The following is a 15,536-nucleotide window of genomic DNA, read 5'->3' on the forward strand; positions in this document are numbered from 1 at the left end:
CTTGAATTCATCACTGTGCCGGCGACGCGGCAGGCTCTTGGGGTTCATGGTGGGCTCCTGTTGTTGGGCTCGCACCATGGTCTTTTATCTCGGGGCTTGTCTCAAGATGGGATGGCCGGACGCTTACAATCAACCAGGCCAAGGCGCTGCTCCACTTCGTCCATGCTGTAGGACTGGCTGCGGCCAGCGCGGTGTTCGATCAAGCGCTGCTCGGCAAGGTACAAATCTTCGAGGTCGTCCAAGTGCTCAAGGATGGCCTCACGGGCATAGAAAGTCTTGGTGCGCCCGGTGGCCTTAGCTAGTGCTTCAAGGCGGGCTTCCACTTCGGCGGGTAGTCTGATGGCAAGCATTTTTCCGACTCCTGTTTTGCTATAACGAAATACAAGTATAGCGCAACCAATCGGAAATGCTACAGACTCAACCCTGCGGGGCAAGCTCATCCGCCCGATCAGCGCCCGCTACATGCACGCGAAGGAGGCTAGCAGCTATGAAGCGAGTACCTGAATTCAAGACCGATGCCGAGGCAGAAGCGTTCTTGGAGCAAGACCTGTCCGGCCTCGACTTCAAGCAGTGCAAACCCATGCGGTTCGAGATCGCGCAGAAGGACGCAGCGCTGAACATGCGTATTCCTGCCGTCCTGCTGGATGCGGTGCGAGCCAAAGCGAAGGCTAAGGGTATATCCCATACGCCCGCTATGTGCGGATGGTGTTAGAAGCGGATTTGCAGCGCGAGAGTTGATGGCGGTAAGCCGTCCTTTAAACTGTTAAGGAAACCCTGCAAAACTCCATCAAAAGTCTGGCAGGCGTAAGCAAAAGATGGCATCCTCTGAACCCATGAAACAAGCCAGCCTCGACCTCAATCTCACGGTGCGCAAGACGCGCAAACAAGTGTTCCTCGAACAGATGGACAAGGTGGTGCCGTGGGATGAGCTGGTGCAGCTGATTGCGCCCTACTACAGCGAAGGCATCAAAGGACGCCCACCCTTTGCGCTGCAAACCATGCTGCGCATCCACTTCATGCAGCAATGGTTCAATCTGGCCGACCAGGCGATGGAAGAAGCGTTCTTCGACACACCGCTGTACCGCGAGTTTGCCCAACTGCCAGCCTTTGGGCGCCTACCCGACGAAAGCACCATCCTGCGCTTTCGCCACCGGCTGGAAAAACACAAGCTGGCCGAGCAGATCCTGGCCACCGTCAACGAACTGCTCGATCAGCGCGGTCTGCTGCTACGGGCCGGCACCGCCGTAGATGCCACGCTCATTGCCGCACCGAGCTCGACCAAGAACAAAGACAAGGCGCGCGACCCCGAGATGCACTCGAGCCAAAAAGGCAACGAATGGCACTTCGGCATGAAAGCCCACATCGGCGTAGACGCCGACAGCGGGCTGGTGCACACCGTGCGCTGCACCTCGGGCAACGTGGCGGATGTCACCGAGGCCAACAGCCTGCTGCACGGGCAGGAAGCGGACGTGTTTGGAGATGCGGGCTACCAGGGCGCCGACAAGCGCCCCGATGCGAAACCCTGCCACCAATGGCACGTGGCCATGCGCCCGGGCAAGCGCAGGAAGCTGGACAAAGACAACAACCCGGTGGATGCGCTGATCGACAAGGTCGAGCGGATCAAAGCCAGCATCCGCGCCAAGGTGGAGCATCCGTTTCGCGTGATCAAGCGCCAGTTCGGCTTCACGAAGGTGCGCTACCGGGGGCTGAAGAAGAACACCTTGCAGATCAAGACGCTGTTTGCGCTGTCCAACCTGTGGATGGTGCGCCACAAGTTGCTGGGTGCGCAGGCATGAGTGCGCCCGAAAGCCTGCAAAGGCTGCGCAAAAACGGCAAAGGGGCCGTAAAACACGCGAAAACGACACCGAAGCGGGCAAAGAATCAGCGCCGTTCTGGCTCAGTCGGCCGGAATTCCACGACCTGAAAAACCAGACCGGCGTAGCACGCTTGAAAAGGCGTTTTTCAGGGTGTCCTTAAATGCAAAAAAACAATACCAGTGATATTTTCAAAACGGAAACAATCCGTTTCCTGGTCAACGTTGCGTAGATGAGACATTAAGCATGCTTCAATTCTCGCTCCAGTACCTCCTGAAAGTTGCCAGGAGTCAAAAGGTCGTCTGCTATTTTCCTGGCTGCGTCGATCTCTTTGTTGCCGAGTTGCTTCGACACTTTTTGCATGGCTTCCTCGATTTCGCTACGCGGCTCTTTACTTTTTTTCTGGGCAAAAAGCAGAACAGCGTAAGCCAATGTGTTTGACCTGTGGACGCCAAGACCTTGCTCCAACATGGACGCAAGGGCAACTTGAGCCATCGTGTTGCCGGACTCGGCAGCCGCAGCGAAATAGCGGCGGGCCTTCTCGTAGTCTCTGGTGACACCCTGGCCGCTCAAATGTAAGGCACCAAGCGCATATCTAGCTTCTGGCGACCCTTTTTCAGATGCGCGCTTGAAAAGATCGACGGCTGCATCGTAGTCTTGCTTCACACCGCGCCCGTCACGATACATTTCGCCAAGTCGGTATTGGGCTTCCACAACATCTTTGTCTGCGGCAATCTTGAACCAGCGCGCAGCTTCCCGGTCGTACTGGGTGATGCCCTTGCCCTCAAGGTACATCTCCCCCATATAGTACGCGGCGTCTGGCGAGCCATTTTCTGCTGCTCGGCGGAACCACTTCAGCGCTTCTTTGTAGTCACGCTCAACGGCGCGCCCGCTGTAGTAAACGTACCCAAGTCCAAACTGCGCTTCACTATTCCCGATTTCCGCGGCCTTTCGCAGCAGCTTGATGCCCTTTTGCGCATCTTCCTGAACGCCGTATCCGTTGAGGTACATCAGCCCAAGGTGGTATATCGCAACGCTGTCGCCTCGATCTGCGAGAGGCGTAAACTCTTTGAGAGCGGTTGCGTAATCTCCCTTTGAGAACGCCCTTTCCGCGCTATCGATGTCTGCGGCAGCGATGGTAGAAAAGATGCCAAAAGCACAAGCGACTGCTGCATGTTTTGCAAGTTTGTGTAGCATGAGAGATAACCTTTGGCGTCAGGATGTTGAGAATATTATATTCGTCTTGTGTTCCAACAGCTCTCGATGGGTGCGATTCAAACTGATGTGTCTTAATAGTGCCTATTGGCGTAAGCCTGCAATGCCAGGATGGCAGTGTGACGAGACCAGACGAGATCAGCGACGAGGAGATTGTGCGAGGGCTTAGCGAGCCCCCGCAGATTCGCCAGCGAGTGGCATCGCTGCTGGGTGCGGTGCAGGACGCACACGGGGATTTGAAACGCGCCGATGACGCCGAGCAGCGCCTAAGCGAAGAGCTTCGCCGCCTTGGTCAGAAGGCGATGCAGGGCTGGGCTGAGCGCCAGGTTCGCATCACCGAGCAGGAACTGCGCCGGGGTGGACGGGTGCACCGCGAGGGTAAAAAAAACTCCTGTGGCACACCACCTTCGGCGACATCAGCGTGATGGAGCCGCAGTACCGCCACGCCAGCAAGCGGCTGCGACCCTTTGCGCGCAGCGCCGGAGTTCGGGCCAGGGATGGATGGTGCGCCAGGTTAGACGGTAAGGCTGCATGCCAGCAATTATGCGCCTGCATGCTGTAAGCAGTATGGCTGCATTACCGAAGAATGCAGGCCGCAATCATGCAGGCATCCGCCAGCATGAAGCCATCTTTTAAGTGGCTATCCGTATTTAGTGGTTGAAACAGCCCCTGACGCTCTCTTTGCATTTGTGCAACAAACCGTAATTTGTGGTTGATTCTGCTTGCCGTTGGCGTAGAATCAAACAAACACAAAAACGTATTATGTGGTTGATAACCGGCAATGAAACCGCAAACAAATTTCTCTGAGAGGTGACCGACATGGAACATGTCCTGACGAAAAAAGTGGAAGGCACTGGAAACATGGAGTCGATTACTCCAACTTGCTCTTGTGGCTGGATTGGCCACCCGGAATATGCCTACAACGACGATCAGTACACGAATGTGCTCCGGCAAGAAAAGTATCATTTGCTTGAAGCCGCTCGTAGCGACTATCAATCCGCCAGTGCCGACTCTGGGAAAAAGCCATGCGTCCAGGTGACCGAGTGAATTGGGCCTACAGCCCGCGAGGCGGCTACGGCTACATCATCAACGTGGCGGGCGTGGTGAAGAAACTCACTGCCAAGCGCGCAACTATCGAAGTGGCTCGAAAGGTGGGTGGCGTTTGGCAGAAAGAGCAACGGTCGGTTTCCTTGGAGAAGCTAGCGCCAAGAACCAAGCCATCGCCTGAGTTGGGCGAGTAATCGTTGCGCTTTGACGCTGGATGCCAGACCATTGGCATCTTTGCAATTAGGCTGTAGAGAACAAGAACATGCCTCGCAACATCCTCAACCTACCTGACTATGCCGTGCTCGGTGTCGAAGAAGCCGAGCACGACTACCACATCCAAGCCGAAGCCATTCTCCCGCCCACACACTGCCAGTATTGCCAGTCTGCTGATCTGGTTGGCTTTGGCCGTCGAGAGCAACTGGTTAAAGACCTTCCCATGCACGGAAAGCGGGTCGGCATCTACGTTAGCACCCGGCGCATGAAGTGCCGCGCCTGCGAGCGCACCTTCAGCGAGGCCTTGCCGGGCGTGGACGAGAAGCGGGCCATGACGACCCGGCTGGTGGACTGGATCGGCAAGAGCGCCATCAAGAAGACCTTCTCCGGCATTGCCGAGGAGGTTGGCGTGGTCGAGGGCACGGTACGGGCCATCTTCGCGGACTACGTGGCCGAGCGCGAGCAGCATCTGAAATTCGAAACGCCCAAGTGGATGGGCATTGACGAAATCCACCTGACGAAACCGCGAGGCGTCGTCACCAATGTGCAGAACAACACGCTGGTCGAGATTCTGCGTGACCGCAACAAGAAGACCGTGGCCGACTATCTGTTCCGCCTGCCGAGCCGTGACAAGGTGGAGCTGGTGGCCATGGACATGTGGGTGCCGTACCGCGATGCGGTGCTGGCCGTTATGCCACAGGCGGAGATCATCATCGACAAGTTCCACGTCCTCAAGCTGGCCAACGAGGCGATGGAGAAGACCCGCAAGTCGATCCGGGCCGAGCTGGACACCAAGCAGCGCCGGGGGCTGATGCACGACCGCTTCGTGCTGCTAAAGCGCACGGCAGAGCTGACCGATCAGGAAGCCTTGCTGCTCGATGGCTGGATCAAGAACTACCCGCTGCTGGGCGAGGCGTACCGGCTGAAGGAAGCGTTTTTTGGCATCTACGACGCCAAGTCTGTTGATGATGCCAAGCGCCGCTATCGTGACTGGCATATGTCGGTGACGCCAGCGCTGCACCCGTACTTCGCGGATGTGATCCGGGCGTGGACAAACTGGCAGCCGTTCATTCTGGCGTACTTCGACCACCCGGTAACGAATGCCTATACCGAGTCGTTGAACAGCCTGATCCGGTTGATGAGCCGGGTTGGCCGGGGCTACTCGTTTGAGGCACTGCGGGCCAAGATGTTGTTTGCCGAGGGGGCGCACAAGCACACGCTGTCGCGGCCCAAGTTCGAACGGAAGCAGCTCGAGCCGGTGGCAGTAGAGGAAACGCCACGCTGGGGCTTCTACGTGCCAGAGATGGCCCGTGCGCTGCCGGACGAGATAGGCCGGATGCCACCAGCTCCGAGGCCAGCACGGGAGCCATCAACCAAAACGCCAAAGAACTACGGCGCAGACCTATCAACACTGGCGCGGCTGATCGAGGACGGAGAGCTTTAACCCTCAATCAACCGCGTAATACGCATACCCCTTTAAGTTAGCATGCCCGCCACTACATACCACAAACAAATGCGGTAGCTGCAAGCACAATCAGTGTCCCCGCGCCCGCTATAGCGTGCTCGCAGTCTTTTGCGCTCGGCTTCGATGCGAACAAAAATTGAGCCGCGACGATTTTTAGCGCAATATCGATTGCGCTAACAAGTGGCGCTCTCGTGGACTCATGCAACACCATGGCGCTCAGCGGAACAAGCGACAGCGGAGCGAGAGCGACTGGAATTGCATTCCACCAGCGCAATCGCTCGAAACGAACCTCGCCAAGCATGATCGCATTGCCTGCTCTTTTCGGAAATGGATTAAAAGACGCAGGTCGCGCTCCTAAAACCAAACCAACAAAGAAGTGCGAAAGCTCATGCGCCAGCGTGCCTGGGAACACCACCAGAGCATAAAGCCACACCCATTTCCGCAAAACAAAAAACAGCGCGCAAATAGCTACAGCAATCGCTGCGTGTTGCAGCATTAAATGCGCGCTCATGTTTGTGTTGAGATGGTTTAAGAATCGTCTGTTCGCTGGACTGCGCCTGGCGCAATCCGAGCCAGCAAGGCAGCATTTTGCTCTACAGCAGCCTGCAAGCGGCCCTGCAGCGCGGCGGCTTGTTCGCGGGCCTGCGCGGCCTGGGCTGCGGCGGTGTCTCGTTCACCACGCAAGGAGTCGGCCTGGACTTGCATGGACTGCACCTTTTCTTGTGCGGCAGCAAGCGCGGACTGCAACTCGTGCGCCCGCCAACCCATTGATTTCCAAAGGCAAAAACCGCCCATCAGAAAAACCGCAGACTTATCATCAAAAAATGAGAGTCATGATTATGGTAATAATCATGATTAAAGGATCGTCTGGAAGACGCCTCTGGACTGGGCTACCGCCACAAGGCCGTCTTGCTCTGCCTGCGCCAGGCAGTGGTCTTGCGCAAGCTGGGTCGCCTCAGAAAACGGAAAACAAAGCACGCTAAGGCTTCTCGCAAACGATGGTCTGCGAGAAGCCTTGCTGAGAAGGTGGCGCGGTCTAGCGCCGATGTGGCTGTTGGGTTCTCAAAAACCGTTCTCGGTTCAAGCGAACAGGAACGGCGAGTTTCAAGAACGCTGGACAGTTGCCAGCGGCAAGAACAAGGTTAGTGGCGAGTCTGGCAAGGCAATGAAGCCGTGATGCCGGTAGAACGCCGCTGCTGCCTCGTCTTTGGCGTCCACCATCAGAGCGAAGGCGGCAATCTCCGAACGGGCGGCACGGTCGAGCGCATCGGCCAGCAGCGCACCGCCGAGACCTTGCCCCTTGAATGCCTGATCGACGGCCAGACGGCCCATGCGGGCGGCAGGCACGGTCGGATAACGCGGCAGCTTCTTGCCGGTGCTGGCCGGAAGATCGGCCAGCAGCAGGCTTGCCGACGCCAAGGTGTAGTAGCCCGCAATGCGTTGCCCGTCCGCCAAGGCCACGAAGCAGGCGGCCACGCGGCGACGAACGTCCTGTATGACCTGCTCGCGCAGGTAGCGATTCAGCGGCTCCGAATCACTGCGGAAGGCGGCGCGATCATGTGCCGCATCGAGCGGCACAAGCTGGAACGGTGCGCGGCTCATTCAGAGCGCAGGAGCTTGCTACGGCGAGCGAATGCGCGTTCCAGAGCAGGGGCCGGTTTCGGCGGCGACAGCAGAGCTTGCGCGAAACATTCCTGATCGGCCAGAGACAGGCGGATGACTTCGGCTTGCTCGATGGCGCGCTGTGCGGCGTCCTGCACGGCGGACACCACGAAATCGGTCATGGTGCGCCCCTGAAGTTCAGCGGCACGCTTGAGCATCGAATGCAGATCGGTGCTGATTCGGGCTTCGAGACGGGCAGTAGAGATGGCGACGGGCATGATTTTGTCCTCCTGATGCAATAGTACGGCAAATTGCCGTACAAATTAAGACGGAATTTTCGGCGGTTCCGGCTTAGCGTGCTTTGTTTTCCGTTTTCTGAGACGACCCATACGCCCGCTGCATCGAGGCAGGAATACCGTCGGCCATCTGCCCCGCCGGCCGCGTTTTCCGGACCGTGGCGGGCCGTTTGTGCTGCCGCCGAGGGGGTACCCTGTCCGGGCGGCAAAAACGCGCTAAAGGGCTGTTTTGCCCCTTGCCCGAGCGTAGGCCATCCGTCACGAAAAGATGCAGGCCAAAAATATCGCTTGCATATCGTATCTGTATTGCGTATCATATCTGTATTGATACTATTTACACGATACGAAATACGAAATGGGTCTGATATGGCACGAGAAGGCATCACGTTTGAGCAGGTCGCCGCCGCCGCTGATGCGCTGGTTGGCGAGGGGCAGCAGCCGACTATCCGCGCAATCCGCGAGCGTTTGGGCACCGGCAGCCCGAATACCGTCCACAAGCACCTGACCGCCTGGCGAGAGGCCCGGCCGGTGGCCGCCGCCGCTGCGCCAGAACTGCCCCAGGCATTGACGGCCGCCATTGCAGCCGAGATCGAGCGCGCAGCCGCCCAGGCACGCGCCGAGATCGAGGGCCGCTTGGTGCAAGCCCAGGGCGAAGCCGCCGAGCTGGCCGCCGCTGGTGAAGTGATCGAGGCCGAGCGCGATGCCCTGGCCGATCAGGTGGCGGAACTGACCCGCGAGCGTGACACCCTGGCGGGCAAGGCCGAGCAGCAAGCCGCCGACTTGGCCGACCAGGCGCAACGCATCGAGCGCGAGCAACAGGCCGCCGAGTCTGCGCGGGTGGAGCTGGCCACGGTCCGCCTCAAGATCGAGGCCCAGGCCGAACGACAGGCAGAGCAGGCCGCCGAGATCGAGCGCCTGCGCGCCGCGCTGGCCGACGCCCAACAAGGCCGAACTGCCGCAGAGCAGAAGGCCGCCGTGCTGGCGGCCAAACTGGAGGCGTGTGCTGACCGTGTGAGCCGGGCTGAGACCCGCGTCGAGCAGATCGAGCAGCAGGCCGCCAAGGCGGCACAGGCCCACGAAGAAGCCCGCGCCGCCGCCGCGCAGGAAGCCCGCCAGGTGCAAGCCGAACGCGACGAAGCCCGCAAGGTGGCCGCCGAGGCCCGCGAGCAGGCCGCCCGCCTCGCTGGCCAGCTCGAAGTCTTCACGGCGCAGAAGGACAAGGCAGAAGGCCAACCGACAGCGGAATTTTTGCGGCCTGTTTGACAGATTCCGTGATGCGGAACACAATGTGAACATGATCCATTCGTTCACTTGTCTCGATACCGAGGCGCTTTTCCGTAGCCAGGTCGTGCCCCGGTTCAAGAACATTGAACGTGTGGCAAGGCGAAAGCTCCTGCAACTACATGCTGCTACTGAGTTGGCGAGCTTGAGGGTTCCGCCTGGGAATCAGCTCGAAGCATTAAAGGGCGACCGCAGAGGGCAACACAGTATCCGCATCAACGACCAGTGGCGAATCTGTTTCGTGTGGCATGACGACGGTGCGCACCAGGTCGAAATTGTGGACTACCACTAGGAGGTAAACATGGCTGAACTACTTGACGAAATCCACCCCGGCGAAATTTTGCTGGAGGACTTCATGAAGCCGATGGGCATATCCGCCCGTCAGCTTGCGGCTGACATTGATGTTTCACCCAGCCGGATCAGTGAGCTGGTGCATGGAAATCGCCCGATCACTGCCGATACAGCTTTGCGGCTTGGGTTGTTTTTCAACATGGAGCCGCGTTTCTGGATGAACCTGCAAACCGAGTACGACATGCGTGTTGCGGCCCGTACCGTGCGTGAAAAAATCGCGCCAAGGATTCGTGTTTTCCATCATCACGCTGCTGCCTGATAGAACCTCGGCGTGTCCATTCCTACGCTCTACCGCTGGGTGCCAACCTCAGCGCAGGCTTAGCGTACTTTGCAATCCGTTTTCTAAGACGCCGTTCCGTCAGACCTGCGCAAACCTGCTCATTGCTGAGCAAATCTGCCGCTGACTTCCTGCTTCGCCGAGGCCGGTTTCACCTGAGTCTTGCGACCCAGGCCAGAGCCTTCCTCTCCACAGGCTGCAACCGTGGAACTCACGGCCATGTTCTTGAGATTCACCGCCGCGTTCACGTCGCGGTCGTGAACCGTGCCACAGGACGGGCACGTCCACTCGCGCACCGACAGCGGCAGATCGTCCAGCTTGTGCCCGCACGCCGAGCACGTCTTGCTGCTGGCGTAGAACCTATCCGCCACCACGACCTGGCCGCCGCGCATCGCGGCCTTGTACGCCAACTGCCTCCGGAACTCGAAGAAACCCATGTCGGCAATGGATCGGGCCAGATGCCGGTTCTTCATCATTCCGCGCACGTTCAGGTCTTCGATGCCGATGGTGTGGAACCGGCGCGTGAGGTCCGTGGTGAACTTGTGCAGCGCGTCAGAGCGGATGGCGGCGATGCGGGCGTGCAGCCTCGCCAGTTTGGCCTTGGCCTTGTGGCGGTTGGCCGATCCCTTCTGCTTGCGGCTTAAGCTGCGCGAGAGCCGTTGCCGGCGGCCAAGCAACGCCTTGTGGGGCTTTGGGCCAGGGATCGTTTCTCCCGTAGAGAGCGTCGCCAATGCCTTGACGCCCAAATCCACACCGACCACGCCTTGGTTTTCGGCCTTTGGAAGATGCGAATCGTCTTGGGTTTCGACGGCAATGGAGACGAACCAACGGTCGGCCACACGGGAGATAGTGGCCGACATGATCTTGCCAGCGAAGCGCAACGTCTCGCGCATGCGCACCCAACCCAGATTCGGGATGCGGATGCGGGAACCGTCGATGTCGAACTGGTCGTTGGTGAGCGTGAAGCGGTCATGCACGCCCTTCTTGCGGAACTGCGGGTAGCGGGCGCGCCCCGCGAAGAAGTTCTGGAACGCCTGGCCCAACTGGATGATTGCCATCTGCGGCGCATTCTTCGTGACCTCCAGCATCCATGGGAACTGTTCGCGCTTGACGGCATTGAGTTGCCGTCGAAGCGCGGCCTGCGAGGGCTTCGGCAGCGTGTTGTCCGCCTTCCACGCCTCGTACTGGCGCTTCCATTCAGCCAGTGCCCAGTTGTAGGCAAAGCGGGCCGTGCCAGCCGCGCGGGCCAGATAGGTGGCCTGCGTGTTGTTCGGGTCGAGCGCGACGCGGTGGGCGATCAGCATGCGGCATTCTCCACGGCGGCCCGCACACCGTCGAGCAGCTTCTGGTTCTTGCGCGAGCGGCTGCCGTACAGCCGGGCACTGAACACCGTAATGATCTCCAGCACGTCCTTGGCGAGGTCTTCCTCGAACGTGGTGTCCTCGCCCTGGTTGAGAATGACCACTTCGACGTTTTTCGCCTCACAAATGGCGAAGACGAGTTCTGCGCCGAAGCGCAGCAGCCGATCCTTGTGCGTGATGACCAGCCGACCGATCTCGCCGTCAATCACGGCATCGAGCAGCCGCTTGAGGCCCTTCTTGTGATAGTTCATGCCCGAGCCCAGGTCGGAGATCACCTCGAACGTCCAACCCTGGCGGGTGCAGTAGAGTTCGAGCACCTGCTTCTGCCGCTCCAGATCGTCCTTCTGGTCGTGACTGGACACGCGGGCGTAGGCGACCGTGCGCCGGTTTGCCTCATCTTCGGCGCGAAACATCTCCGGGCGCAGCTTCGCCAGGTCGTAGCGGCGGTGGCCGCCCGCCGTGTGCTCGGCGCTCAGCCTGCCCGCCGCCTCCCATCGCCGCAGCGTCGTGATCGACACGCCAAGCGCCTGCGCGGCCTCACCTATGCCTACCAATCTCTCCATTTTGGAGATATTAGCATAGTTTTGCGTAGTTTCAAGGCGAACTGTTGAAGCCCTCAAAAAACATCGCCTGAGGCTCCTGAGCATCCTGCTGTCACCGCGGACGCCCCTAAAATCCACCCTAAAAGTGGCCGTTTTAGACTATGTTTTAGAACTTGCAGGGCGTTTGTATAGTTTTTTTTATGTTAAACAAAAAAACTTGCAAAGAATGACTTCTGCCGCTATGCTGTAGCCGCATGTTGAAAATGCGGCACAACCATGGCTCGGGCAATTGATTTCAAAACCTCGGTAGCGGTGTCGCTATCAGGCCTGGATGTGACTGCAAAAAAGTTGCAGGAGCTGTGTGGCCGGGAGAAACCGGCGGGCCAGCATCACATGCGATACATGCCCTCTGACATCCGCGCTGCGCGATACCGTGCTGCGGGAGTGGAGCCGCCAACCACTGGGCAGCTACCCTTGGTGTCAAAGCTGCCTCCCGTCATCGTCACCCGCATGACCAAGGGTGGCGTCGGAAAAACGAGTATTTCCGTCAACGTGGCAGCGGCGATGGCCATGATGGGCTACCGGGTGCTCGTTATTGACGCGGACCCTCAAGCCTCGGCATCCAACCTGCTGGGAATCGATACAGCGGTCTATGACACAGACATCCTGCATATTGGCCACTTCCTGAAGAAAGCCACCAACGCGCCCGATGCCGACTTGCCGGGTGCCATCAAGCACATCTACGACGGCGGCTTCCTAGACCTGATTCCATCCGATATCACCTTGGCAGAAACAGACGCCAGCCTGGTCGCAGTGATGTCAAGCCACACACGTGCAGAGCTGTTCCTGAACCGTAACAGCACATTCTTCGCCCAACGCTACGACGTCATCGTCGTCGATACCGCCCCTGGAACTACCCCTATTGGACTTGCGTTCTCGTATGCAGCGAAGGATTCCGGCAAGGTGCTTACCGTTGTTGAACCAGAAGGCAGCTGCCTACGGGCCCTTGACTCCCTTGCCTCCAACCTGGCTGAAATCAAGGCTGTTACGGGCGCCAACGTCACCATGGAAGTGGTGGTTAACAAATATCACCCAAGCCTGAAGCACGTGCGCGAGTCCATGGGCTTTCTGTACTCCAAGTACGGCTCCATGTTGAACGACTCCATCGTTCCGCAGTATTCAGGGTTTGCGCGGCAACTCAATCCCTCAGAGAAGGACGTCGGCCCACTTGTTGAGTTCGAGTCCAGCTCCGTCGGAGCTGCTGCAATCATTGACGTGGCCAAAAGCTTGGTTCGCAGCTACGGCATCACGATGCCTGGTCTGCCAGGTGATGAATGATGGCCAAGGCTCCTCCTAAACTTTCAGGGCTCATCAAGACAGGCGCAGTAGTGCCCGCCACGCCTGCACACGAACTAGCCGACATTCCTGGGCCTGGCACATCCGCTCCCATTAAGCCCAGCCAGGCAGCCACTTCTGTAATCAGCGAGGGTGCCTCCCCAGCGGTTCCAGCACCCATGTTGGACTCTAGCAATGGCAGAAACTTGACGATGATTGGGGTCCATTTGATTGACCCCAACCCGCTAGCTCCGCGCGAGGTCTACACGCCAGAGATGATTCTGAACCGCGCTGAAGACTTGCGCGCGCAGGGGCAACACGACCCGATTCACGTCATCCCAAATCCGAACGCCGCCGGCCGCTTCATCATCTGTGACGGCTGGACCAGAGTGCAAGCCTGTCGTGAGCACAAGGTGTTCGAGGCTTTGCTCGCAGAGGTTCACACCGAGCTTGGTCTGCAAGAGTCAGCATGGTTCGGCTACGAGCAAAACGAAGGCCGCTCGCAGCACTGCGACCTGGACCGAGCGATGTTCTATGAAAAGCTCATTGCAGCAGGAGAGTCCCCAGCCGAAGTGGCTCGCCGGGCCAAGGTCTCAAAGACCATGATGAGCTTCTACCGGGCATACAGCAGGCTTCCTGAGGACGTGCTCGAGATTATTCGCCTTCACCCACAAAAATTCGGTGCGACGGAGGCCTATCAGCTGGCAAAGCTGCACGACAAAGCGGGTATCCGCAAGGCGGTGTCGCTTGCGAACAAGTATGCGAGCGAAGACCAAACGCAGCGCTGGCTCACAAACCAGGTACAGGCTCTGCTCAACCCCATTGCCCACAAAGCAAAGACGTCAGGCAAGACCATCCGGTATGCGAACGGCATCTACAAGCAGCGCGGCGACGTGTTCGAGTTGGTCATCACTGTATCGGCCGACCAACGTGAGGCGTTCGCGCAAGGTCTGGAAGACCTGCTGGAGATGGCAGCTATCCAGCCGGAACCTGCTGAAGACGACGTCAGCGCAGAAGACACCAAAGACTGACCATGAACGGGTTTAGTCAACTAAACGGTCACACCTTGCCGCATGGCAAGTCAGATGTGCTGCTGGCTGACAGTCCAGCCTGCATGTTTAGTCAACTAAACGCAGGGGGCACCCCCCTTCTAGGACAGACGCAAAAAGATGCGTTTGCTGAGAGAACGTTTAGTCAACTAAACGCTTGGGCTTGCTGGGCCAGCCGAACTCAGTCCGTTCGGCACCGTTCAGGCTTTCGAGGTTTAAAGCGACGAGCCTATCTACACACAGCACACGAACCCCGCACGATGCGGGGTTCGGCGCATTTGGAACCAGGAATTTGGAGAAATCGCATGACTTAGCCAAAAACGCTCATGCCAATGAAAAAACCCTCAGAGCGCCAACTCTGAGGGTTTCCAGGAATTTTGATGGATTCCGCCAGTTTCGCCTAAACCGACGCCAATCGGTAAAAAGCTCCACAACAGGGCAAATTTTAGGGGAGCAGCGGAATTTCATCAAGGACTTTCGTGTCTTTGAGGAGACTGCGATGACTGTTATCGCCCCTACCGTTGTTTACCCATCACTCATCAGCCGGGCATGTGCCGCGCTGGACGAATCCCCAGCGTTCAAGGATGTGCCGGACGGCTACCTTCGGGTCATCTTGCGCATCGTCAAAAAAATCAACCTGAAACGGCTTGATTCGCCGATTTTGGCCTCGCGCGCGAAACTGGCGGAGGAATCAGGCAAGTCCATCGAGACGGTCCACCGCGTGATTCGCTGGCTCGAAGAGCGCGGCCTGGTGGAACGTGAACAACGAGCACGCCCTGAGCTGCGCGGCTCATCCTCACCTCTTGTTCCCACAAAGCGACTGCTAGACGCTCTACTGCTGTCAGAAGAAACGCGAGCAGCTGTTAACGAGTCTCATCCAGCCAAAGGCGCCAAGACCGCAGGAGGAGAGATGGCAACCGCTGCCAACAACAGTTCGGTACGCTCTGCAGGCCCAGGCGGCGAATTCGAACGTGTTGGCAAGGTTCGACTGCCTCGCGACCTGGCTTGGTTAGTCAAGGACAAAGGCATGAACTGCTCGGGGGTACTTCATCTCATGAAGCTCGCAGGCCAAGCAAAACAGCGGCTCTCCACCGTTGTAGCCGCTACCAGGAAGTATCTCAAAGGCCTGGAAGGCCGAGAGCTCTACGCTTACCTTCGGGCGTTGCTCGGCAAGGGCAAAGACTTCGGGTATCGGGCATCAGAGGAGTCTCGCACTTCAGCCGAAGTGGAGGAACGCGAATACCTCAAGCAAAAGGCCCATGCCTTGGCGGGGCGGTCCTTCCAGAACCGCGACCAAAGCCTCATCGTGACGGTGGACGAGTCCGGCATGCTGATTGAAGTACGCAACGGACAACGTGCGGCGCGTCATTTCTGCAAGGCGTTTGTTGAAGCAATCGAGGCTGGTCGGCTTCGCGGCGTGCAAGGAGCGGTTCTTTGACCTGTGGATAACTTTGAGGTGACCAGCTGTCAGTAGAGACAGCTCTAAATCCTAGGTTTTTCAAACCTACAGTCTTTCAGAAAACAACCGGACGGGCCGGCGATTTTTTGAAAAGCACTTTCACCTATTCACCCGGCAACTAAGTTTTGCTCTGCGGCATAGCTCACCCGCGGGTCCTCGAAGTAAGAACGCACCCGCTCAGGGTTATCGTGCAGCATCTGCATGTGTGTCTCGGTGGCCTGCCTGAGCT

The 15,536-nt window shown here is 58.4% G+C and carries 19 protein-coding genes; 12 read left to right on the forward strand and 7 right to left on the reverse strand.

Translation table 11 applies throughout. The features are described from left to right. Positions 1-101: 101 nt before the first annotated feature. Complete coding sequence (gene relB / locus FK527_RS16625) at positions 102-350, reverse strand: type II toxin-antitoxin system RelB family antitoxin (RefSeq protein WP_144735747.1); 249 nt, start codon at positions 348-350, stop codon at positions 102-104. A gap of 137 nt (positions 351-487) precedes the next feature. Here relB and FK527_RS16635 point away from each other — a divergent pair, with 137 nt between their 5' ends. Next, entirely contained in the window at positions 488-712 is a 225-nt protein-coding gene (locus FK527_RS16635; protein WP_222116175.1) for a CopG family antitoxin, read from the forward strand. A gap of 121 nt (positions 713-833) precedes the next feature. Further along, positions 834-1,796 (forward strand): IS5 family transposase, encoded by a 963-nt coding sequence (locus FK527_RS16640; RefSeq protein WP_144735749.1) that lies wholly within the window; start codon positions 834-836, stop codon positions 1,794-1,796. A 258-nt stretch (positions 1,797-2,054) separates the two neighbouring features. Here the strand turns inward: FK527_RS16640 and FK527_RS16645 are convergent, their stop codons facing one another. Next, positions 2,055-3,011, reverse strand: a complete 957-nt coding sequence (locus FK527_RS16645) for a tetratricopeptide repeat protein (RefSeq protein WP_144735751.1) — start codon at positions 3,009-3,011, stop codon at positions 2,055-2,057. A 137-nt stretch (positions 3,012-3,148) separates the two neighbouring features. On the opposite strand from FK527_RS16645, the gene FK527_RS16650 reads away from it, so the two are divergent. From FK527_RS16650 to FK527_RS16660, 3 genes are all read left to right on the forward strand, one after another. Next, positions 3,149-3,454, forward strand: a complete 306-nt coding sequence (locus FK527_RS16650) for a hypothetical protein (protein WP_144735753.1) — start codon at positions 3,149-3,151, stop codon at positions 3,452-3,454. Between the two features lie 394 nt (positions 3,455-3,848). Next, entirely contained in the window at positions 3,849-4,076 is a 228-nt protein-coding gene (locus FK527_RS16655; RefSeq protein WP_144735754.1) for a hypothetical protein, read from the forward strand. 262 nt (positions 4,077-4,338) lie between these two features. Next, positions 4,339-5,733, forward strand: coding sequence for an ISL3 family transposase (locus FK527_RS16660; RefSeq protein WP_144735756.1), 1,395 nt, complete (start codon positions 4,339-4,341; stop codon positions 5,731-5,733). A gap of 52 nt (positions 5,734-5,785) precedes the next feature. Here the strand turns inward: FK527_RS16660 and FK527_RS16665 are convergent, their stop codons facing one another. Then, on the reverse strand, positions 5,786-6,265 hold the full coding sequence (locus tag FK527_RS16665) for a hypothetical protein (protein WP_144735758.1): 480 nt from the start codon (positions 6,263-6,265) through the stop codon (positions 5,786-5,788). Positions 6,266-6,342: 77 nt separating this feature from the next. Between FK527_RS16665 and FK527_RS16670 the strand changes: the two genes are divergently transcribed. Next, positions 6,343-6,525, forward strand: coding sequence for a hypothetical protein (locus tag FK527_RS16670; protein ID WP_144735760.1), 183 nt, complete (start codon positions 6,343-6,345; stop codon positions 6,523-6,525). A gap of 333 nt (positions 6,526-6,858) precedes the next feature. On the opposite strand, the gene FK527_RS16675 is transcribed toward FK527_RS16670, so the two are convergent. Beyond that, positions 6,859-7,356: a GNAT family N-acetyltransferase gene (locus FK527_RS16675; protein WP_144735763.1), complete on the reverse strand. Its 498-nt coding sequence runs from the start codon at positions 7,354-7,356 to the stop codon at positions 6,859-6,861. Continuing rightward, positions 7,353-7,634, reverse strand: coding sequence for a type II toxin-antitoxin system TacA family antitoxin (locus FK527_RS16680; protein WP_144735765.1), 282 nt, complete (start codon positions 7,632-7,634; stop codon positions 7,353-7,355). Before FK527_RS16680 ends, FK527_RS16675 begins: the two co-directional genes overlap by 4 nt. Positions 7,635-8,018: 384 nt before the next feature. Between FK527_RS16680 and FK527_RS16685 the strand changes: the two genes are divergently transcribed. The 3 genes from FK527_RS16685 to FK527_RS16695 are packed head-to-tail and all read left to right on the forward strand — an operon-like array spanning position 8,019 to position 9,543. Further along, positions 8,019-8,915, forward strand: coding sequence for a DNA-binding protein (locus tag FK527_RS16685; protein WP_144735767.1), 897 nt, complete (start codon positions 8,019-8,021; stop codon positions 8,913-8,915). Positions 8,916-8,946: 31 nt separating this feature from the next. Beyond that, positions 8,947-9,225, forward strand: coding sequence for a type II toxin-antitoxin system RelE/ParE family toxin (locus FK527_RS16690; protein WP_144735769.1), 279 nt, complete (start codon positions 8,947-8,949; stop codon positions 9,223-9,225). 9 nt (positions 9,226-9,234) lie between these two features. Further along, entirely contained in the window at positions 9,235-9,543 is a 309-nt protein-coding gene (locus FK527_RS16695) for a HigA family addiction module antitoxin (RefSeq protein ID WP_144735771.1), read from the forward strand. A gap of 119 nt (positions 9,544-9,662) precedes the next feature. Here the strand turns inward: FK527_RS16695 and FK527_RS16700 are convergent, their stop codons facing one another. Both FK527_RS16700 and FK527_RS16705 read right to left on the reverse strand, forming a co-directional pair. Next, positions 9,663-10,865 carry an RNA-guided endonuclease InsQ/TnpB family protein gene (locus FK527_RS16700; RefSeq protein WP_144735773.1) on the reverse strand — a complete coding sequence of 401 codons (1,203 nt, stop codon included), beginning with the start codon at positions 10,863-10,865 and terminating at the stop codon, positions 9,663-9,665. Then, on the reverse strand, positions 10,859-11,485 hold the full coding sequence (locus tag FK527_RS16705; RefSeq protein WP_144735775.1) for an IS607 family transposase: 627 nt from the start codon (positions 11,483-11,485) through the stop codon (positions 10,859-10,861). The genes FK527_RS16700 and FK527_RS16705 overlap by 7 nt, the downstream gene beginning before the upstream one ends. Positions 11,486-11,740: 255 nt before the next feature. Here FK527_RS16705 and FK527_RS16710 point away from each other — a divergent pair, with 255 nt between their 5' ends. From FK527_RS16710 to FK527_RS16720, 3 genes are all read left to right on the forward strand, one after another. Continuing rightward, positions 11,741-12,802, forward strand: coding sequence for a ParA family protein (locus tag FK527_RS16710; protein ID WP_144735777.1), 1,062 nt, complete (start codon positions 11,741-11,743; stop codon positions 12,800-12,802). 209 nt (positions 12,803-13,011) lie between these two features. Next, positions 13,012-13,830: a ParB/RepB/Spo0J family partition protein gene (locus FK527_RS16715; protein WP_281287839.1), complete on the forward strand. Its 819-nt coding sequence runs from the start codon at positions 13,012-13,014 to the stop codon at positions 13,828-13,830. A 310-nt stretch (positions 13,831-14,140) separates the two neighbouring features. Next, entirely contained in the window at positions 14,141-15,286 is a 1,146-nt protein-coding gene (locus FK527_RS16720; RefSeq protein ID WP_144735779.1) for a hypothetical protein, read from the forward strand. Positions 15,287-15,536: the final 250 nt, after the last annotated feature.

Origin of the sequence: Extensimonas perlucida, from assembly GCF_007655255.1 — a bacterium.
Lineage (GTDB): Bacteria > Pseudomonadota > Gammaproteobacteria > Burkholderiales > Burkholderiaceae_C > Extensimonas > Extensimonas perlucida.